General features: G+C 65.3%; 14 protein-coding genes. 7 read left to right on the top strand and 7 right to left on the bottom strand.

Annotated elements, in window-relative coordinates:
- Positions 1 to 14: 14 nt before the first annotated feature.
- From EA795_RS18165 to nirB, 4 genes are all read right to left on the bottom strand, one after another.
- Positions 15 to 1,793 carry a bifunctional protein-serine/threonine kinase/phosphatase gene (locus EA795_RS18165; RefSeq protein ID WP_432813943.1) on the bottom strand — a complete coding sequence of 593 codons (1,779 nt, stop codon included), beginning with the start codon at positions 1,791 to 1,793 and terminating at the stop codon, positions 15 to 17.
- A 94-nt stretch (positions 1,794 to 1,887) separates the two neighbouring features.
- Positions 1,888 to 2,700 carry a formate/nitrite transporter family protein gene (locus EA795_RS18160; protein WP_122078806.1) on the bottom strand — a complete coding sequence of 271 codons (813 nt, stop codon included), beginning with the start codon at positions 2,698 to 2,700 and terminating at the stop codon, positions 1,888 to 1,890.
- A 25-nt stretch (positions 2,701 to 2,725) separates the two neighbouring features.
- Positions 2,726 to 3,085, bottom strand: coding sequence for a nitrite reductase small subunit NirD (gene nirD / locus EA795_RS18155; RefSeq protein WP_014853689.1), 360 nt, complete (start codon positions 3,083 to 3,085; stop codon positions 2,726 to 2,728).
- Positions 3,085 to 5,613 carry a nitrite reductase large subunit NirB gene (gene nirB / locus EA795_RS18150; protein WP_122078804.1) on the bottom strand — a complete coding sequence of 843 codons (2,529 nt, stop codon included), beginning with the start codon at positions 5,611 to 5,613 and terminating at the stop codon, positions 3,085 to 3,087. Before nirB ends, nirD begins: the two co-directional genes overlap by 1 nt.
- Before the next feature lie 513 nt (positions 5,614 to 6,126).
- Here nirB and EA795_RS18145 point away from each other — a divergent pair.
- The 5 genes from EA795_RS18145 (at position 6,127) to guaD (ending at position 13,924) form a co-directional block, all read left to right on the top strand.
- Positions 6,127 to 7,482, top strand: coding sequence for an 8-oxoguanine deaminase (locus EA795_RS18145; RefSeq protein ID WP_122078802.1), 1,356 nt, complete (start codon positions 6,127 to 6,129; stop codon positions 7,480 to 7,482).
- 213 nt (positions 7,483 to 7,695) lie between these two features.
- The gene (gene xdhA, locus EA795_RS18140; RefSeq protein WP_058077585.1) at positions 7,696 to 9,138 is read left to right on the top strand and encodes a xanthine dehydrogenase small subunit; all 1,443 of its coding nucleotides are present in this window, start codon (positions 7,696 to 7,698) and stop codon (positions 9,136 to 9,138) included.
- Positions 9,131 to 11,527 (top strand): xanthine dehydrogenase molybdopterin binding subunit, encoded by a 2,397-nt coding sequence (gene xdhB, locus EA795_RS18135; protein ID WP_122078800.1) that lies wholly within the window; start codon positions 9,131 to 9,133, stop codon positions 11,525 to 11,527. The genes xdhA and xdhB overlap by 8 nt, the downstream gene beginning before the upstream one ends.
- A 103-nt stretch (positions 11,528 to 11,630) precedes the next feature.
- Positions 11,631 to 12,479, top strand: a complete 849-nt coding sequence (xdhC, locus tag EA795_RS18130) for a xanthine dehydrogenase accessory protein XdhC (protein WP_122078798.1) — start codon at positions 11,631 to 11,633, stop codon at positions 12,477 to 12,479.
- A 140-nt stretch (positions 12,480 to 12,619) separates the two neighbouring features.
- Positions 12,620 to 13,924, top strand: a complete 1,305-nt coding sequence (guaD, locus tag EA795_RS18125) for a guanine deaminase (RefSeq protein WP_122078796.1) — start codon at positions 12,620 to 12,622, stop codon at positions 13,922 to 13,924.
- A 112-nt stretch (positions 13,925 to 14,036) separates the two neighbouring features.
- Here the strand turns inward: guaD and EA795_RS18120 are convergent, their stop codons facing one another.
- Entirely contained in the window at positions 14,037 to 14,792 is a 756-nt protein-coding gene (locus EA795_RS18120) for a GntR family transcriptional regulator (RefSeq protein WP_014853710.1), read from the bottom strand.
- Between the two features lie 366 nt (positions 14,793 to 15,158).
- Here EA795_RS18120 and EA795_RS18115 point away from each other — a divergent pair, with 366 nt between their 5' ends.
- Positions 15,159 to 16,508 (top strand): NCS2 family permease, encoded by a 1,350-nt coding sequence (locus tag EA795_RS18115; RefSeq protein WP_014853711.1) that lies wholly within the window; start codon positions 15,159 to 15,161, stop codon positions 16,506 to 16,508.
- 76 nt (positions 16,509 to 16,584) lie between these two features.
- Here EA795_RS18115 and EA795_RS18110 read toward each other — a convergent pair whose 3' ends face one another.
- Both EA795_RS18110 and EA795_RS18105 read right to left on the bottom strand, forming a co-directional pair.
- Positions 16,585 to 17,580 (bottom strand): cation diffusion facilitator family transporter, encoded by a 996-nt coding sequence (locus tag EA795_RS18110; protein WP_122078794.1) that lies wholly within the window; start codon positions 17,578 to 17,580, stop codon positions 16,585 to 16,587.
- 106 nt (positions 17,581 to 17,686) lie between these two features.
- The gene (locus tag EA795_RS18105; RefSeq protein WP_058074190.1) at positions 17,687 to 18,037 is read right to left on the bottom strand and encodes an ArsR/SmtB family transcription factor; all 351 of its coding nucleotides are present in this window, start codon (positions 18,035 to 18,037) and stop codon (positions 17,687 to 17,689) included.
- Between the two features lie 110 nt (positions 18,038 to 18,147).
- Here EA795_RS18105 and EA795_RS18100 point away from each other — a divergent pair, with 110 nt between their 5' ends.
- Complete coding sequence (locus tag EA795_RS18100; RefSeq protein ID WP_122078793.1) at positions 18,148 to 20,640, top strand: heavy metal translocating P-type ATPase; 2,493 nt, start codon at positions 18,148 to 18,150, stop codon at positions 20,638 to 20,640.
- Positions 20,641 to 20,642: the final 2 nt, after the last annotated feature.

Below are 20,642 nucleotides of genomic sequence, written 5' to 3'. Positions count from 1 at the left end.
CGGGAGCGAAAAACTCACCACAACGACAGGACCAGCAGCATCAGCATCTGCACCCAGGCCAGCGTCTGCCAGAAGCGCAGCGGGTTACGCTGCAGCAGCGGCGCCCTGGCCCGTTGCAGCAGGTCCGGCGGTGGCTGGCGCAGGTCGTGGAGGAACTCTGAAAGCTCGCCGTAACGCCGCGCCGGATTGGGATGCACGGCCTTGCGCAGCACGGCGTCGAGCCAGGGCGGCAACGCGCGGTCCTCGCGCCACAGCGGCCGGTAGCGCAGGCGCAGCTGGGCGGTGCGGCTGCGGGCGCGGGCCACCTCGGCGCCATAGGGCAGGTCGCCGCCCAGCAGGCGGTAGGCGATCACGCCCATGGAGAACAGATCCGAGCGCAAGCTGCCGCCTTCGCCGAGGAAGTATTCCGGCGCGGTGTAGGCCAGGGCGCCGGGCACTGGATTGTCCGCGTCCATGCCGCCCTCGGCCAGGCCGGTGACCTGCGCCGAGCCGAAGTCGATCAGTTTCAGGGTGCCGTTGGCATCGATCAGGATGTTTTCCGGACGCAGGTCGCGGTGCAGCATTTCCAAACGATGGAAGGCACGCAGGCCACGGGCGATCTGCTCCAGCAGGTCGCGCACCCGTTCCAGCGTCGGGTTCGGGTTGTCGGTCATCCATTGGGCCAGGGTCTGGCCTTCGATGTATTCCGTGACGCTGTACAGGTACTGCCGCGGGCGGTTCGATGCCGGGGCCCGTACCACATGCACGCTGTGCAGGCGCCGGGCGATCCACTCCTCCAGCAGCAGGCGCTCGAGATAGGCACGGTCGTGGCGTTGGTCCAGGGACGGGGTCTTCAGTACCAGCCGCTCGCCGCTGTGCTCGTCTTCGGCCAGGTAGACATGGCTGCGGCTGCTGGCGTGCAGTTCACGCAGGATGTGGTAGCCCTCGAACCGCGTCGGCGGCTTCAGCAGCGGCGGCAGCGCCAGCTCGTCCAGTTGGCGCTGGACCTCTCCGGCCTGCCCGTCGGGCAGCGCGTCGATGCGCACCAGCTGGGCAGTGAGATTGTCCGGACTGCCTCGGGCGTGGGCTTCACGCACCAGGCGCCGCGCGCTGGCGTCCAGGTCCGGGTCGATCAGCGCGAGCAGCGACGCTTCGCTCAGCCATTCGTGCACGCCGTCGGTAAGCAACAGGAACAGGTCGCCCACCTGTAAGGGCAAGGTGCGGTAGTCGATCTCCACATGCGGATTGATGCCCAGGGCACGGCCCAGGCAACTCTGCTCCGGCGACAACCAGACCCGATGCTCCTCGGTGAGCAGCTCCAGCTGGCCGGCGCGCAGCCGGTAGAGGCGCGCATCGCCGACATGGAACAGGTGCGCGGTGGTGGACTTGAGTACCAGCGCGCTGAAGGTGCAGACATGGCCGCGGTCCCGGTCGTAACGGTAAGGGCCGCGCCGCGTCTGCGCGTGCAGCCAGGCGTTGGTCGCCACCAGCACGCGCTGGCCGGACTGCTTGACCGACCAGGCGTCCGGTGTGCAGAAGTAGTCTTCGAGAAAGCTCTTCACCGCCGTTTCGCTGGCGATATGGCTAACGTCGCTGCTGCTGATGCCATCGGCGATGGCCAGGGCGATTCCCTTGCTGTGCTGTTCTTCCCACGACGGCAGGCGCACGCCGTAGAAGTCTTGGTTGAGAGGCTTGCGGCCTTTGTCGGAGAACTGGCCGACGGTGACAGCAAGGGCGGCTGGCAGGGTGGCTCCGGCCTCCCCTCTCCCTTGACGGGAGAGGGGCCGGGGGAGAGGGTGAGCGGCCTGGTGCATGGACTTTACCCCTCTCCCCTAGCCGGGCGCCCCATAGCCCCTCTCCCGCAAGGGGAGAGGGGAATCAGGTGCAAACACCTGGCTTGGGGCAGGCTCAAATCATCGCCCGCTTTGGCGCGGTGCGCATGTGGGTGGTGTAGAGGGTCAGGCCGGTGAATGCCAGACCGCCGACCAGGTTGCCCAGCGCGGTGGGGATTTCGTTCCAGAGCATGTAATCCATGATCGAGAAGTCGCCGCCCATCATCAGCCCGGCCGGGAACAGGAACATGTTCACCACCGAGTGCTCGAAGCCCATGTAGAAGAACAGCATGACCGGCATCCACATGGCGATCGCCTTGCCGCCGACGGTGGTGGAGATCATTGCGCCCACCACGCCCATCGACACCATCCAGTTGCACAGCACGCCGCGCAGGAAGATGGTCGCCCAGCCGGCCGCGCCGTATTCGGCATACCCCAGGGTGCGGGCCTCGCCGATGTGCGAGAGCTTCTGCGCCACTTCGCCCGGCTCGGTGGAGAAGCCGTAGGTGAAGACGAATACCATCATGAAGGCCACGGTCAGCGCGCCGGCGAAGTTGCCGAGGAACACCAGCCCCCAGTTGCGCAGGATGCCGCCGACGGTAACGCCGGGGCGGCGGTCGAGCAGCGCCAGCGGGGTGAGCATGAACACCCCGGTGAGCAGGTCGAAGCCCATCAGGTAGAGCATCACGAAACCGACCGGGAAGAGCATGGCGCCCACCAGCGCCGAGCCGGTCTGCACCGTGATGGTGACGGCGAACACCGCCGCCAGGGCGAGGATGGCGCCGGCCATGAAGGCGCGGATCAGGGTGTCGCGGGTGGCCATGTGGATCTTGGATTCGCCGGCGTCGACCATCTTGGTGACGAATTCGGCTGGGACGATGTAGGACATGCGGGCTTTCCTTTTCTCGGGACGGTCAGATCAGGGCAACTTCCACGGCGTCGCCGTTCAGGCGTGCCGGCCAGACCCGCAGGCGCTGCTGCGGATCCTCCAGGCAGGCGCCGTCATCGAGCCGGAAGTGCTGTTTGTAGAGAGGCGCGGCAACCACCGCCTGGCCCTTGAGGGACCCGACGATGCCGCGCCCGATGACATTGGCGCCGGATTTCGGGTCGCGGTTCTCCACCGCATGCACCTGGTCGCCGGGCAGGTGGAACAGCGCCACCTGGGTGCCGTCCAGCCAGGCGACCACGCCGGAGTTGGCCACCAGGTCCTGGCGACTGCAGAGGGTCTGCCACTGCAATGCGGTTGTGGAATGAAGCGTAGCGGGCATGTTCATCAGAGCACCTCCTCGGTGGGGATCAGGGACAGTTCGTTGCCGCGCGCCGGGCGGCGCTGGCCGCGTTCGCGCACGAAGTGGATGTCGGGGTCGTCGCGCCGGTCGTTGACGAAGGTGCGGAAGCGCTTGAGCTTCTCCGGGTCCTGCAGGGCGTTGGCCCATTCGCATTCGTAGCGGTCCACCACCAGCTGCATCTGGCGTTCCAGCTCCGCGCCCAGGCCCAGGCTGTCGTCGAGGACCACCGCCTTGAGGTAGTCCAGGCCGCCTTCCAGGCTCTCGCGCCAGACCGAGGTGCGCTGCAGCTTGTCCGCGGTGCGGATGTAGAACATCAGCAGGCGGTCGATGGTGCGGATCAGGCCGGCGTCGTCCAGGTCGGTGGCGAACAGCTCGGCATGGCGCGGGCGCATGCCGCCGTTGCCGCATACATAGAGGTTCCAGCCCTTCTCGGTGGCGATCACCCCGATGTCCTTGCTCTGCGCCTCGGCGCATTCGCGGGTGCAGCCGGAGACGCCGAACTTGATCTTGTGCGGCGCGCGCAGCCCCTTGTAGCGGTTCTCCAGCGTCAGGGCCATGCCGACGCTGTCCTGCACGCCGTAGCGGCACCAGGTGCTGCCCACGCAGGATTTCACCGTGCGCAGCGACTTGCCGTAGGCATGGCCGGTTTCGAAACCGGCCTCGATCAGCTCGGCCCAGATGTCCGGCAGCTGGTGCAACTGCGCGCCGAACAGATCGATGCGCTGGCCGCCGGTGATCTTGGTGTAAAGGTCGTACTTCCTGGCCACCTGGCCGATGGCGATCAGCCCCTCGGGGGTGATCTCGCCGCCGGGCACTCGCGGTACCACCGAGTAGGTGCCGTTCTTCTGCATGTTGGCCATGAAGGTGTCGTTGGTGTCCTGCAGCGGCACCAGCGCCGGGTCCATCACCGGCCGATTCCAGCAGGAAGCGAGGATCGAGCCCACCGCCGGCTTGCAGATGTCGCAGCCCAGCTCGCCCCTGCCGTGGCGGGCCAGCAGGTCCTCGAAACGCTCGATACCTTCGACGCGAACGATGTCATAGAGCGCCTGGCGGGTATGTGCGAAGTGCTCGCACAGGCTCTTGTCCACCGCCACGCCGCGTGCGGACAGTTCGTGCTCGAACACCTGCTTGAGCAGGCTGGCGCACCCACCGCAGCCGGTGGCGGCCTTGGTAGCCGCCTTGAGTTCGCCCAGGTCGGTGATGCCCGCATCCACCTGGCAGCACACTGCGCCCTTGGTGACGTTGTGGCAGGAGCAGATCGTGGCGGTGTCGGGCAGGGCATCGGCGCCCAGCGCCGGCGCGCCGTCGGAGACAGGCAGGATCAGGCTGGAAGGATCGTCCGGCAGCTTGATGCCGTTCTGCGCGTACTGCAGCAGGGTGTCGTAATAGCTGTTGTCGCCGACCAGCACCGCACCGAGCACGTGCTTGCCATCGCCAGACACCACCAGGCGCCGGTAGCCGGCCGTGGCCTCATCGATGAAGCGGTAGCTGCGCGCGCCGGGCGTGGCGGCGTGGGCGTCGCCGATGGAGCCAACATCCACGCCCAGCAGCTTGAGCTTGGTGGACATGTCCGCGCCGGTGAACGGCGTGGCTTCAACACCCGACAACTGGTCGGCAACGCTGCGGGCCATGGCGTAGCCCGGTGCCACCAGGCCGAACACCTGGCCATTCCAGGCCGCGCATTCGCCGATGGCGTGGATGGCCGGGTCGCTGCTGCGACAGAGGTTGTCCACCGCCACGCCGCCCCGTGGGCCGAGTTCCAGGCCGGCCGCACGGCCCAGGGCATCCCGCGGACGGATGCCGGCGGAGAACACGATCAGGTCGGTTTCCAGACTGTCGCCGCCCTGGAATTCCATGCGGTAGCGATACTCGTTGCCAGCGACGATGGCCTCGGTAGCACGCGACAGGTGCACGCCCACGCCCAGCGCCTCGATGCGCGCCTTGAGCGCCTCGCCGCCCAGCTCGTCCAGCTGCACCGGCATCAGCCGGGGGGCGAACTCCACCACATGGGCGTCCAGGCCCAGCGACTTCAGTGCATTGGCCGCCTCGAGGCCGAGCAGACCGCCGCCGACCACCACGCCGCGGCGTACACCGGCGGCGGCAGCGCGGATCGCATCGAGATCCTCCAGCGTGCGGTAGACCAGACGCGAAGCGCCCTCGGCACCAGGGATCGGCGGCACGAAGGGATAGGAACCGGTGGCCAGGATCAGCCGGTCGTACGGCTGCAGGCCACGGGTCGTGACGAGCGCCCGCCGGGTGCGATCGATGTCCAGCACTTCGACGCCCAGATGCAGCTGCACGCCGTTGTCGGCGTACCAGGAGGCATCGCATAACGCCAGGCCGTCGGCGTCGCGTCCGCCGAAGTATTCGGAAAGATGGACCCGGTCATAGGCGCGCTGGCGTTCTTCGCCGAACACATGAATCTGGTAGCGCTCCAGCGCGCCACGCGCAATCAGTTGCTCGACGCAGTGATGGCCGACCATGCCGTTGCCGACGATGACCAAATTTTTCATGCACCTACCTCGTTTCAAGCGCTGTCGTGCTGTGAATCCAAAAAAAAAGCGCCCGAAGCTGTCGAGCAGCTCCAGGCGCCTTTGCCTGAATCATGTTCATCGGGATTGCCCTGGCGACGTTGCCGGGCCTTGCCCACCCTGCATCGCAGTGGCCGGGTGATCGTCAGCGATCAAGGCGCGCCCGCAGCAGGGACAGCCGGGACTTTGCAGTTTGTATGCCAGTCCTCTTTCGAAGCCCATGACCGGGCTCGAGGCAGCGTGAACACTGGGCATCTTCACCATGGCCCGCCATCAGACCCATTCGTCTTGCCGCGCCAGCAGGCGGCGAGGCCGAACCGAAACAGTGCAGGCCGACGAGGCGACGTCCCCTTTTCAGGGCATCCGTGCAGCGGTTCGGGATGACAAAACCGACCCGGAGCGATATCTTGCCCCTCGCGAAAGCGCCCCTGGATCAGCAGACAGGGCATAACTGAGCTGGCTTTTCTGAACCCATCATTTCAGGAGGAGCCGGCCATGGCCGCTACCCGCATCTGGATCAAGAACCCCCTCGCCCTCTTCACCGCCAACGACCGCAGCGCCGCCGGCGGGCTGGTCATCGAGAACGGCGTCATCAGCGAACTGCTCGCCGCCGGCCAGTCACCCACCGCACCGGTGGACAGCACCTTCGACGCCCGCGAGCACGTGGTGCTGCCGGGGCTGATCAACACCCATCACCACTTCTACCAGACACTCACCCGCGCCTGGGGGCCGGTGGTCAACCAGCCGCTGTTTCCCTGGCTGAAGACGCTCTATCCGGTCTGGGCGCGCCTGACACCGCAAAAGCTCGAGCTGGCGAGCAAGGTTGCCCTGGCGGAATTGCTGCTGTCCGGCTGCACCACCGCGGCCGATCATCACTACCTGTTCCCCAAAGGGCTGGAAGAAGCCATCGACGTGCAGGTCCAGGCCGTGCGCGAGCTGGGCATGCGCGCGATGCTGACGCGCGGTTCGATGAGCCTGGGCGAGGCCGATGGCGGGTTGCCGCCGCAGCAGACGGTGCAGGAAGCCGAAGTGATCCTGGCCGACAGCGAGCGGCTGATCGGTCGCTACCACGAGCGCGGCGCCGGCGCGCAGATCCAGATCGCCCTGGCGCCCTGCTCGCCCTTCTCGGTCACCCCGGAGATCATGCGCGCCAGCGCCGCCATGGCCGAGCGCCTGGACGTGCGCCTGCATACCCATCTGGCGGAAACCCTCGACGAGGAAGACTTCTGCCTCGAGCGCTTCGGCCTGCGCACCGTGGATTACCTCGACAGCGTCGGCTGGCTGTCCGACCGCACCTGGCTGGCCCACGGCATCCATTTCAACGAAGACGAAATCGCCCGCCTCGGCCAGGCCGGCACCGGCATCTGTCATTGCCCCAGTTCCAACATGCGCCTGGCGTCCGGCATCTGTCCGACGCTGGAGCTGGAGGCCGCAGGCGCGCCCATCGGCCTGGGCGTCGATGGCTCGGCCTCCAACGACGCCTCCAACATGATTCTCGAAGCGCGCCAGGCGCTGTACCTGCAGCGCCTGCGCTACGGCGCCGAAAAGATCACGCCGGAGCTGGCGCTGGGCTGGGCCACGCGCGGCTCGGCGCGGCTGCTCGGCCGTGAGGATCTCGGCGAGCTGGCGGTCGGCAAGCAGGCCGACCTGGCGCTGTTCAAGCTGGACGAATTGCGCTTCTCCGGCAGCCACGACCCGCTGTCGGCGCTGCTACTCTGCGGCGCCGACCGGGCCGACCGGGTAATGGTCGGCGGTCGCTGGCAGGTGGTCGACGGGCAGATCGAAGGCCTGGATGTCGCCGGCCTGATCGCCGATCATCGTCAGGCCGCCGCACAGCTGATCGCCGGCTGATCACTCCCCTCCGCTTCTCCCGAAGCGGCAACAGAGATGCCTCCGTCGGACGGCACTCGCTGTTGCCGCGCCAGCTACCACACTCCTAATAGACAGTTAAAAAGGTGCGCTCGCAGGCCGCATTGACTTTTCAGTCAGCTAATTCTTGACCGAAAAGTCAGATACGGCTAATTTCATCACCCAGAGCCCAGAACAAGAAACCCAGGAGGCCCCGTGATCCAGTTCCTACTCAATCGAGAGCTGCGCAGCGAGCAGACTCTCGACCCCAACACCACGGTACTGCAGTACCTACGCGAGCACCGTGGCAAGACCGGCACCAAGGAAGGCTGCGCCTCCGGCGACTGCGGTGCCTGCACCGTGGTGGTAGGCGAGCTGGTTGGCGACCGTCTGCGCTATCGCACGCTCAACTCCTGCCTGACCTTCGTCTCAGCCTTGCACGGCAAGCAGCTGATCGTCGTCGAAGACCTGAAGGATCAGGGCCAGCTGCACAGCGTTCAGCAGGCGATGGTCGACTGCCATGGCTCGCAGTGCGGCTTCTGCACACCGGGCTTCATCATGAGCCTGTTCGCCCTGCAGAAAAATGCTGTCAACGAATACGATCCGGCCCAGACCCACGAAGCCCTGGCCGGCAACCTCTGTCGCTGCACCGGCTACCGACCGATCCTCGAAGCCGCCGAACAGGCCTGCGGCAGCAAGCAGCGGGACCAGTTCGACGCGCGCGAAGCCGAAACCATTGCCCAGCTGAAAGCCATCGAGCCCCGCGAAACCGCCGAGCTGAACAGCGGCGACAAGCGCTGCCTGTCGCCGCTGACGGTGGCCGACCTGGCCGAAATCTACAGCGCCAACCCGGACGCCCGCTTGCTGGCAGGTGGCACCGACCTGGCGCTGGAAGTGACCCAGTTCCACCGCGAACTGCCGGTGATGATCTACGTCGGCCACATCGGCGAAATGAAGAAGGTCGAAGTCAGCGACAGCCATATCGAACTCGGCGCGGCCGCCGCCCTGACCGACTGCTACGAAGCGCTGGCCAACGAGTACCCCGATTTCGGCGAGCTGCTGCATCGCTTCGCATCCTTGCAGATCCGCAACCAGGGCACCCTGGGCGGCAACATCGGCAATGCCTCGCCCATCGGTGATTCGCCGCCGCTGCTGATCGCCCTTGGCGCCCAGGTGGTGCTGCGCAAGGGCGAACGCAGCCGCACCCTGCCGCTGCAGGATTACTTCATCGACTACAAGGTCACCGCCCGCGAACCCGGCGAGTTCATCGAGAAGGTCCTCGTTCCGCGCGCCCGGCCGGAGCAGATATTCCGCGCCTACAAGGTGTCCAAACGTCTGGACGATGACATTTCCGCGGTATGCGCGGCCTTCGACCTGCGTGTCGAGAACGGCGTGATCGCCGATGCCCGCGTCGCCTTCGGCGGCATGGCGGCGATTCCGAAGCGGGCGGTGGCCTGTGAGGTCGCGCTGATTGGCGCGTCCTTCACCCTGGAGACGGCCGAACGCGCCTGCGAGGCCCTGGCCCAGGACTTCACGCCTCTGACCGACTTCCGCGCCAGCCGCGAATACCGCCTGCTGGTAGCACAGAACCTGCTGCGCAAGTGCTTCCTGGAACAGCACGCACCGAAAACCGAAACGAGGGTGACCGCTTATGTCTAACCACAGCCTTGCCAAGACCCAGGAAGAAATCGCCGCCCTGTTCAAGCAGGACCTGGTCACCGGCGTCGGCCGGAGCGTCAAGCACGACAGCGCGGACAAGCACGTTTCCGGTGAAGCGGTATACGTCGACGATCGCCTCGAATTTCCCAACCAGCTGCACGTCTATGCGCGCATGAGCGACCGCGCCCACGCCCGCATCGTCAGCATCGACACCTCGCCTTGCTACCAGATTCCGGGCGTGGCCATCGCCATCACCGCCGAGGACGTGCCCGGCCAGTTGGACATCGGCCCGGTGGTCGCCGGCGACCCGCTGCTGGCGGACGGCAAGGTGGAATACATCGGCCAGCCGGTGATCGCCGTCGCCGCCGATAGCCTGGAAACCGCGCGCAAGGCCGCCATGGCCGCGATCATCGAATACGAGGACCTGGAACCGGTGCTCGACGTGGTCGATGCGTTGCGCAAGAAGCATTTCGTGCTCGACAGTCACACCCACAAGCGCGGCGATTCCACCACCGCGCTGGCCGCCGCGCCACGTCGCCTGCAGGGCACGCTGCACATCGGCGGCCAGGAACACTTCTACCTGGAAACCCAGATTTCCTCGGTAATGCCCACCGAAGACGGCGGCATGATCGTCTACACCTCGACGCAGAACCCCACCGAGGTGCAGAAACTGGTGGCCGAAGTCCTCGGCGTACCGATGAACAAGATCGTCATCGACATGCGACGCATGGGCGGTGGTTTCGGCGGCAAGGAAACCCAGGCCTCGATGCCCGCCTGCATGTGCGCGGTGATCGCCCACCTGACCGGTCGCCCGACCAAGATGCGCCTGCCGCGCATGGAAGACATGACCATGACCGGCAAGCGTCACCCCTTCTACGTCGAATACGACGTCGGCTTCGACGACGACGGCCTGCTGCATGGCATCCAGATCGACCTGGCCGGCAACTGCGGCTATTCGCCGGACCTGTCGGGCTCAATCGTCGACCGCGCGATGTTCCACTCCGACAACGCCTACTACCTGGGCGACGTCACCATCAACGGCCATCGCTGCAAGACCAACACCGCCTCCAACACCGCCTACCGCGGTTTCGGCGGCCCGCAGGGCATGGTCGCCATCGAAGAGATCATGGACGCCGTGGCCCGCGAGCTGGGCAAAGACCCGCTCGATATCCGCAAGCGCAACTACTACGGCAAGACCGAGCGCAACATCACGCCCTACTACCAGACCGTCGAGCACAACATGCTCGAGGAGATGACCGCCGAGCTGGAGGCCAGCAGCGAGTACGCCCGCCGCCGCGAGGAGATCCGCGCGTTCAACGCCAGCAGCCCGATCCTCAAGAAGGGCCTGTCGCTGACACCGGTGAAGTTCGGCATCAGCTTTACTGCCAGCTTCCTCAACCAGGCCGGCGCGCTGGTGCACGTCTACACCGACGGCAGCATTCACCTGAACCACGGCGGCACCGAAATGGGCCAGGGGCTCAACACCAAGGTCGCCCAGGTGGTGGCCGAGGTGTTCCAGGTGGATATCGAGCGCATCCAGATCACCGCCACCAACACCGACAAGGTACCGAACACCTCGCCGACGGCGGCTTCCAGCGGCACCGACCTCAACGGCAAGGCCGCGCAGAATGCCGCGCTGACCATCAAGCAGCGGCTGGTCGAGTTCGCCGCGCGGCACTACAACGTCACCGAGGAAGACGTGCAGTTCAAGAACGGCCAGGTGCGCATCCGCGATCGCTTCGTCGCCTTCGAGGAGCTGATCCAGCAGGCCTATTTCGGCCAGGTATCGCTGTCCTCGACGGGCTTCTACCGCACACCGAAGATCTACTACGACCGCGACCAGGCGCGTGGCCGACCCTTCTATTACTACGCCTATGGCGCGGCCTGTTCGGAAGTGCTGGTCGACACCCTGACCGGCGAATACCGCATGCTGCGCAGCGACATCCTGCACGACGTCGGCGCCTCGCTGAACCCGGCCATCGACATCGGCCAGGTCGAAGGCGGCTTCGTCCAGGGCATGGGCTGGCTGACCATGGAAGAGCTGGTGTGGAATGACAAGGGCCGGCTGATGACCAGCGGCCCGGCCAGCTACAAGGTGCCGGCAGTGGCCGACATGCCGCTGGATCTGCGGGTCAAGCTGGTGGAAAACCGCAAGAACCCTGAGGACACGGTGTTCCATTCCAAGGCCGTGGGCGAGCCGCCGTTCATGCTCGGTATCTCGGTGTGGTGCGCGATCAAGGACGCCGTAGCCAGCCTCGCTGACTACAAGGTGCAACCGAAGATCGACGCGCCGGCGACACCCGAGCGCGTGCTCTGGGGCGTCGAGCAGATGCGCAAGCTGAGGCAACAGGCGACCGCACCTGCCGCAACAGAAACGACACCAGCCTGACGTAGGGTGGACAACGCTCCGCTTGTCCACCGTTGGCGCAACACAAACGTATGGGTGAAAAACGCTTCGCAAGCTTCCACCCATACATACGAAGGACAGAACCATGAGCAACACGGTCTGGATCAATGCCCTCGCCGAGCTGCAGCAGCAAGGCGAACCCTGCGTGCTGGTGACCATCATCGAGGAGCGCGGCTCGACGCCGCGCAATGCCGGCTCGAAGATGGTGGTCAGCCGTGAGCGGCTGTACGACACCATCGGCGGCGGCCACCTGGAATACAAGGCGCAGAAGATCGCCCGCGAGATGCTGGAAAACCGCGTGCGCGAAACCCGCCTGGAACGCTTTTCCCTCGGTGCCAGCCTCGGCCAGTGCTGCGGTGGCGCCACGGTGCTGCTGTTCGAACCCATGGGCCAACCGCAGGCGCACATCGCCGTGTTCGGCGCCGGTCACGTCGGCCGTGCACTGGTGCCGCTGCTGGCCAGCCTGCCGTGCAAGGTGCGCTGGATCGACTCGCGCGAGAGCGAGTTCCCCGCGCAGATCCCCGCTGGCGTGGAAAAGGTGGTCAACGACGAGGTGGTCGACGAAGTGGAGAACATGCCCGCCGGCAGCTACTTCATCGTCATGACGCATAATCACCAGCTGGATCTCGAGCTGACCGCGGCGATCCTCTCGCGCGGCGATTTCACCTACTACGGCCTGATTGGCTCGAAGAGCAAGCGCGCCAAGTTCGAACACCGCCTGCGCGACCGCGGCTTCCAGCCGGAAACCGTGCAACGCATGCGCTGCCCGATGGGCATCGCCGAAGTGAAGGGCAAGCTGCCGGTGGAGATCGCGGTGTCCATCGCCGGCGAGGTGATCGCCATCTACAACGCCAACTTCGGTGAGAAAAGTGCGGACGGAGAAAAGCCTGTACCGATGCTGGTGCCAGCCGCGCGCCGTTCTCAAACAGGCTAATCGCGCCGCCATTCTTCTGTGGGAGGCCCGCCCTCCGGCCGAACGTTCAGCCTCGGCGAGCCGATGGCCCGTTTCGGCACGAGGGCGCGCCTCCCACAATGTTGCCCGCAGCATTCAACACAAGGATTCCGAGAACCGTCATGTCCCAGATCAAAGCCTATCGTGCCGCCCTGCTCCACTGCCTAGCCGACCCCCGCGAAGTGGGTATCGAGGCGTCCCATGAGTATTTCGAAGACGGCCTGCTGGTGGTCGAAGACGGCAAGGTGGTCCGTAACGGCCACGCCGCCGACCTGCTGTCCACCCTGCCGGCCGGCACCGAGGTGATCGAATACAAGGATGCGCTGATCACCCCCGGCTTCATCGACACCCATATCCACTACCCGCAGACCGGCATGATCGCCTCCTATGGCGAACAGCTGCTGGACTGGCTCGACACCTACACTTTCCCCACCGAGCGCGCCTTCTCCGACAAGACCCATGCCGGCGAGGTCGCCCAGGTGTTCCTGCGCGAACTGCTGCGCAACGGCACCACCACCGCGCTGGTGTTCGGTAGCGTGCACAAGGAATCGGTGGATGCCTTCTTCGAGCAGGCGCACAAGCTCGACCTGCGGATGATCGCCGGCAAGGTGCTGATGGACCGCAATGCGCCGGACTACCTCACCGACACCGCCGAATCCGGCTACACCGACAGCAAGGAGCTGATCGAGCGCTGGCACGGCAAGGGCCGCCTGCATTACGCCGTCACCCCGCGTTTCGCGCCGACCAGCACGCCGGAGCAGCTGACGGCCGCCGGCAAGCTGTTCAAGGAATACCCGGACCTGTACATGCACACCCACCTGTCCGAGAACCGTCAGGAGATCGAATGGGTGCGCGAGCTGTTCCCCGAGCGCAAGGGCTACCTGGACGTCTACGACCATCACGGCCTGATCGGTGCACGCTCGGTATTCGCCCACGGCGTGCACCTGTGCGACGACGAATGCAAACGCCTGGGTGAAACCGGCTCGGCGGTTGCCTTCTGCCCGACGTCCAACCTGTTCCTGGGCAGCGGCCTGTTCGATCTGGAAAAAGTGGAAGGCTTCGGCGTCCGTGTAGGTCTGGGCACCGACGTTGGCGCCGGCACCAGCTTCTCCCAGCTGCAATCGCTGAATGAGGCCTACAAGGTGATGCAGCTGCAGGGCAAGAAGCTGGACCCATTCAAGTCGCTGTACCTGGCCACCCTGGGCGGCGCCCGGGCGCTCTACCTGGACGACCGCATCGGCAGCCTGCAGCCGGGCAAGGACGCGGATTTCGTGGTGCTGGACTACAAGGCCACGCCGCTGATCGAGTACCGCCTGAAGCAGGCATCCAGCCTGGAAGAACGTCTCTTCGCGCTGATGACCCTCGGCGACGACCGCGCCGTGAAGGAAACCTACGCCGCTGGCGTATCGGTGCACCGCAAGGCGTAACCAATCGTAGGGTGGAAAACCCGCGAAGCGGTTTTCCACCGGCCGTGCCCGGATACGCCCCGCACCTGCCTGACTGCAGAACCGCGTGGATAGCTTCGGCCATCCACCCTACTCAACGTTTTTTCGCAGCCTTTCCCGCCTTCCCCAGGATGTGCGAAAACACCGCGTGCAAATCATCCGAGGCGCTGTCTTCGTCGAGGTTGAGCTTGCTGTCGACATGATCCATGTGATGCATCATCAGGCTCACGGCCTTGTCGCTGTCGCGCGCGGCGATGGCGTCGATCAGCTGGTTGTGTTCGTCATAGGAGCAATGCGAGCGGTTGCCGCTTTCGTACTGGGCGATGATCAGCGAGGTCTGGGAGACCAAGCTGCGCTGGAAACTCACCAAGGGGGCGTTCTTGGCCATCTCGGCCAGTTTCAGGTGGAACTCGCCCGACAGGCGAATGCCAGCGCCCCGGTCGCCGCGGGCAAAGCAGGCCTGTTCGTCGATCACCATCTGCCGCAGTTCGGCGAGCTGTTCGTCGCTGGCGTGCTGCACCGCCAGCTCGGTGATCGCCCGCTCCACCAGGCGCCGTGCGAAGAATATCTGCCGAGCCTCCTCGACGCTCGGGCAGGCCACCACCGCGCCACGGTTGGGCCGTAACAACACCACCCCTTCATGAGCCAACCGCGACAGCGCACGCCGGATGATGGTGCGGCTCACTCCGAAGATTTCCCCCAGCGCTTCTTCGCTGAGTTTGGTGCCCGGCGCCAGGCGCTGCTCGAGAATCGCATCGAAGATATGGGCGTAGACGATGTCGTCCTGTGTCCCGGTACGCACCTTGCCGTTTCGGGTCGGCTTTTTCAGAGGCTGCAGCTGTTCGTTCATGATGGCTCGCATCGAGGTTTCGGCAGAGCGAACTTTACTTCGTTTCACCCTCCGACTGGAGTAGCCGTTGGTTATAGAAGCTGATTTTTTTCGTCGAGATTGTGCACAAAACGTGTCGCAAACCCTCAGCGACGCCGCTTTTGCCTTCGGTATTGCTCGCTCTGCGCCCACCCATGCGTCGCATTGACGCAGATAAAGATCGAGCGCGGGCAAAACATGGTTGCTTTTCTTGTATACAAAAGCATAATTCGCCCAAGGCCTTCCTGACCCTCAAGTCAACAACGAGACGGGATGCGCCTTGCATCACCTGCCTCGAGAGTCACCCGACTCTGGGTGAACGACAACAAGAACGATGAGGATTACCCCTTGGAAAGCACCAAGCAGGAACAGCAGCACGCCCTTGCCGTGCAGCCGCAAAACCCCGGGCTGCTCGATCGATTCTTCAAACTCAGCGAACACCGCACCAGCGTCAAAACGGAACTGCTCGCCGGCCTGACGACGTTCGTCACCATGGCCTACATCATCTTCGTCAACCCCAATATCATGGCCGAGGCCGGCATCGATCACGGTGCGGCATTCGTCGCGACCTGCGTCGGGGCCGCGCTGGGCTGCCTGCTCATGGGTCTTTACGCGAACTGGCCGGTGGGTCTCGCGCCGGGCATGGGCCTGAATGCCTTCTTCACCTACACGGTGGTCGGCGAGATGGGTTACAGCTGGGAAGTCGCGCTGGGCGCGGTGTTCCTCTCGGGTGTGCTGTTCATGATCATGAGCCTGTCACGGCTGCGCGAGTGGCTGCTCAACAGCATTCCGATGAGCCTGCGCTTCGCCATGGGTGCCGGGGTCGGGCTGTTCCTCGGGCTGATCGGCCTGAAGACCGCCGGCATCGTCGTCGACAACCCTGCCACGCTGCTGTCCATGGGTTCCTTCGCCGAACCCACCACCCTGCTGGCGGCGATCTGCTTCCTGATGATCACCGTGCTCAGCCATCGCAACGTGTTCGGCGCGATCCTGGTCAGCATGCTCGCCGTCACCGGCGTCGGCCTGGCCCTGGGGCTGGTGGAATACAACGGGCTGGTATCGATGCCGCCGAGCCTGGCGCCGACCTTCCTGGCAATGGACGTCGCTGGTGCCTTCAACGTGGCGATGGTCAGCGTCATCCTGGCGTTCCTGTTCGTCAACATGTTCGACACCGCCGGCACGCTGATGGGCGTCGCACACCGGGCGAACCTGGTGGACGAAGACGGCAAGATCCAGAACCTTTCCCGCGCGTTGAAAGCCGACAGTACCTCGAGTGTCGTCGGTGCCTTCGTCGGTTGCCCGCCGGTCACCAGCTACGTGGAGAGTGCCTCGGGCGTGGCCGCCGGTGGCCGCACCGGGCTCACCGCCATCACCGTCGGTCTGCTGTTCCTGGCCGCCATGTTCTTCGCCCCGCTGGCCGGCATGATTCCCGCCTACGCCACCGCCGGTGCGTTGATCTATGTCGCGATGCTGATGATGAGCGGCATGGCGCACATCGACTGGAAGGACCACACCGATACCATCCCGGCGATCGTTACCGTGGTGATGATGCCGCTGACCTTCTCCATCGCCAACGGCATCGCCCTGGGCTTCCTGACCTACGCGACGCTGAAGCTGCTGACCGGCCAGGGCAGCAAGGTTTCGGTAAGCCTCTACGTCCTGTGCATCGTGTTCATCGCCAAGTTCGCCTTCCTCTGATCAGGAAGCGCAGCCGGCAAACGAAGCCCCCGACGCCTTTGCGTTGGGGGCTTCGTTTTTGGAGGGGGAAACAGGCTCAATGCCTGTGGCCTTCAGCCGAATGATCATGACCGGGACACTCGGCAGTCCGTTGCAGGCTGCAATGTGGCCCGCCCTCCTCCGAGTTCCAGTCGATCGCGACGGTGGCATGCTCGATGCCGAACTGCTCCCGTAGCGCCTGCTCGACGAGCCTGACCACCGCCTTCGCTTCCTCGTCCAGGTGCGGGCGCACGTGCAGCGTGGCCATCGTCCGCCCGGAGGTGAGCTGCCACACATGCACATGGCTGACAGCCGCCAGGCCTGAAACGGAATCCAGCAGGCCGCGCGCCACCTTCTCCGGCGACGCCTCCTCGGGTGCGCCCTCCAGCAGGATATGCAGCGACTTGGCCAGCAGCTTCCAGGCGCTGCGCAGGATCAGCACCGCCACGACCACCGACAGGATGGGATCGATCGGCGTCCAGCCCGTGAAGTAGATGACGACCGCGGCGACGATGGCGCCGACCGAGCCCAGAAGATCGCCCATTACGTGCAGGATGGCGCCTTTCACATTGACGTGGTCGGTCTCGCCGCGGGTCATGATCCACAGCACCACCAGGTTCACCAGCAAGCCGAGCACGGCAACGATCATCATCGGCCCGGCCAGGATCACCGGGGGCGCAGACAGGCGCTGCCACGCTTCATAGACGATCCAGGCGACGATGCCGAACAGCGTCACGGCGTTCAGGAAACCGGCAATGACCTCGAAGCGCAGATAGCCGAAGGTGCGTTTGCTGTCGGCGGCGCGCCGGCCGAAGCGGAATGCGGCATAGGCCAGGGCCAGCGCTGCCGCATCGGTCAGCATGTGGCCCGCGTCGGCCAGCAGCGCCAGCGAACCGGACAGCACGCCGCCGACCGCCTCCACCACCATGAAGGTGAAGATCAGGAAGAAGGACAGAAGGACCTTGCGCTCGTTGGCGCTGGTCACGGTCGGCGTGTGGTCGTGGTCGTGGTCGTGGTCGTGGTGACCATGATGATGCGAGTGAGAACGGGACATCTGAGCCTCGGACGGTCGGTTGCACGTGCATCAACCATAACACATGAACACATATTCATATGTTTATTTCAAAAACTGCCCCTGCGTATCTCGAACTGGCGGCTGGCTACTCTTCGCCACGGTCCTCGACGATATGGCTGGCCATGTCCAGCAGCACCTGGCTCACATGGCTGTCGTCGACCTCGTAGAAGATATGCTTGGCATGGCGCACGCCCTTGACCAGGCGGGCGCCGCGGAGCAGCCGCAGATGGTGGCTGACCAGCGATTGCGAGAGCTCCAGGCTCTCGGCGATGTCGCCAACCGGAGACGAGCCCTGCATGCACCGCAACATGATCCTCAGGCGCGAGGGATCGCCCAGGAGGCGAAAGGTCTCGGCAAGGATGGTCACATCATTCTGTGACAGGGAAGCCAGGTCGACACTTTCACCATGGGCGTCACCCCGTTTGTTGGAAGACATATCTGGAAAGCCCTGCCCTTTCGCCGTTAAAGAACGCACAGTACTTGACCTTCCCACGATGGCAAGGCCTAGCTTGTCGCCATCTCGAATACAACCAATGGGAACGAACCATGAGCACGTCAAACACAAGTGATGTTCGTGCCACCACATCCATCAGTCTGCCCATCGAAGGCATGACCTGCGCCAGCTGTGTCGGCCGAGTCGAGGCGGCCCTGGCCCGGATCGAAGGCGTGGACAGTGTATCCGTCAACCTGGCCACCGAACGAGCGGACATTCGCCTGGCGGGTCCCGTCGATCGCTTGGCGCTGGTCCAGGCGGTCGAAAAGGTCGGCTACGACGTGCCCGCCAATACCGTCGAGCTGGCGATCGAGGGCATGACCTGCGCCTCCTGCGTGGACCGTGTCGAGCGGGCACTCAAGGCCGTGCCCGGCGTCGCGGAAGCTACGGTGAACCTGGCGACCGAACGGGCCAGGGTGCGTGGCGTGATAGCCGTGGAGGATCTGCTCGCCGCTGTCGGCAAGGTTGGCTACGAGGCCCGCGCTGTCGACAGCGCCGCGCAGGCCAGCGACGAGGATATGGAAAAGAAGGACGCCGAGCGAGCCGAACTCAAGCGTGACCTGATCCTGGCCACGCTGCTGGCATTGCCGGTGTTCGTGCTCGAAATGGGCTCGCACACGATTCCCGGCATGCACGAGTGGGTCATGGCGACCATCGGCCTTCAGCAGAGCTGGTATCTGCAGTTCGCGCTGACGCTGTTGGTACTGGTCATTCCCGGCCGGCGTTTCTATCAGAAGGGCTTCCCCGCCCTGATACGCCTGGCGCCGGACATGAACTCGCTGGTCGCCGTCGGTACCGCTGCCGCGTTCGGCTATTCGCTGGTCGCCACCTTCGCTCCCGGCCTGCTGCCAGCCGGTACGGTGAACGTCTACTACGAGGCGGCGGCCGTCATCGTCGCGCTGATCCTGCTGGGGCGCTTTCTCGAGGCCCGCGCCAAGGGGCGCACCTCCGAAGCCATCAAGCGCCTGGTCGGGCTGCAGGCCAAGGTGGCGCATGTCGTGCGCGAGGGCCGCACGGTGGACATTCCAATCACCGAGGTAGTCCTAGGCGACCTCGTTGAGGTACGCCCCGGCGAGCGGGTGCCGGTCGATGGCGAAGTGACCGAGGGCGGCAGCTTCGTCGACGAGTCGATGATCACCGGCGAGCCGATTCCTGTGGAGAAGCGCGCCGGTAGCACGCTGGTCGGCGGCACCGTCAACCAGAACGGCGCCCTGACGCTGCGCGCCACCGCCGTGGGCGGGCAGACCATGCTGGCGCAGATCATCCGGCTGGTCGAACAGGCCCAGGGCTCCAAGCTGCCGATCCAGGCCGTGGTGGACAAAGTGACGCTATGGTTCGTGCCCGCGGTCATGCTGGCGGCGGCGCTGACCTTCCTGGTCTGGCTGGTCTTCGGGCCTTCGCCGGCGCTGACCTTTGCCCTGGTCAATGCGGTAGCCGTGCTCATCATCGCCTGCCCCTGCGCCATGGGGCTGGCGACACCGACCTCGATCATGGTCGGCACCGGACGGGGCGCCGAGATGGGCGTGCTTTTCCGCAAAGGCGAGGCGCTGCAACTGCTCAAGGACGCCCAGGTGGTGGCCGTGGACAAGACCGGTACGCTGACCGAAGGCCGCCCGGTGCTGACCGACCTGGAGATCGCCGAAGGCTTCGACCGCGACGAGGTGCTGGCCAAGGTCGCCGCCGTGGAAGCGCGTTCGGAACATCCGATCGCCCGTGCCATCGTCGAGGCTGCCGAGCAGGCGGCTATCGAGCTGCCGCTGATGACCGATTTCGAGTCGGTCACCGGCATGGGTGTGCGTGCCAACGTGGATGGCGTGCGCGTCGAAGTCGGCGCTGACCGCTTCATGCGTGAACTGGGCCTGGATGTGGGCGGCTTCGCCGGGACCGCCGAACGCCTGGGCGGCGAAGGCAAGTCGCCGCTGTATGCCGCCATCGAGGGCCGGCTGGCCGCCATCGTCGCCGTCGCCGACCCGATCAAGCCCAGCACCCCGGCCGCCATCGCCGCGCTGCACCAGCTGGGCCTGAAGGTAGCGATGATCACCGGCGACAACGCCCACACGGCACAGGCCATCGCCAGGCAACTGGGCATCGATGAGGTCGTGGCCGAAGTGCTGCCCGAAGGCAAGGTGGAAGCGGTGCGCCGGTTGAAGGCGGCTCACGGCCAGATCGCCTTCGTCGGCGACGGCATCAACGACGCGCCGGCGCTGGCCGCAGCCGACGTGGGGCTGGCAATCGGCACCGGCACCGACGTGGCGGTGGAATCCGCCGACGTGGTGCTGATGTCCGGCAACCTGCAGGGGGTGCCCAACGCCATCGCGCTGTCCAAGGCCACCCTCGGCAATATCCGCCAGAATCTGTTCTGGGCCTTTGGCTACAACACGGCACTGATTCCACTGGCCGCAGGCGTGCTGTACCCGGCCTACGGGCTGCTGCTGTCGCCCATCTTCGCGGCAGGCGCGATGGCGTTGTCCAGTGTGTTCGTCCTGGGCAATGCGCTACGGCTGCGGCGTTTCCAGCCACCGTTGGCAGCGGATACCGGCCATTGAAC

The organism is Stutzerimonas nitrititolerans, from assembly GCF_003696285.1.
Lineage (GTDB): Bacteria > Pseudomonadota > Gammaproteobacteria > Pseudomonadales > Pseudomonadaceae > Stutzerimonas > Stutzerimonas nitrititolerans.
Note: the sequence above shows the minus strand (reverse complement) of the source record. Positions and strands in the feature narration are given on the sequence as shown.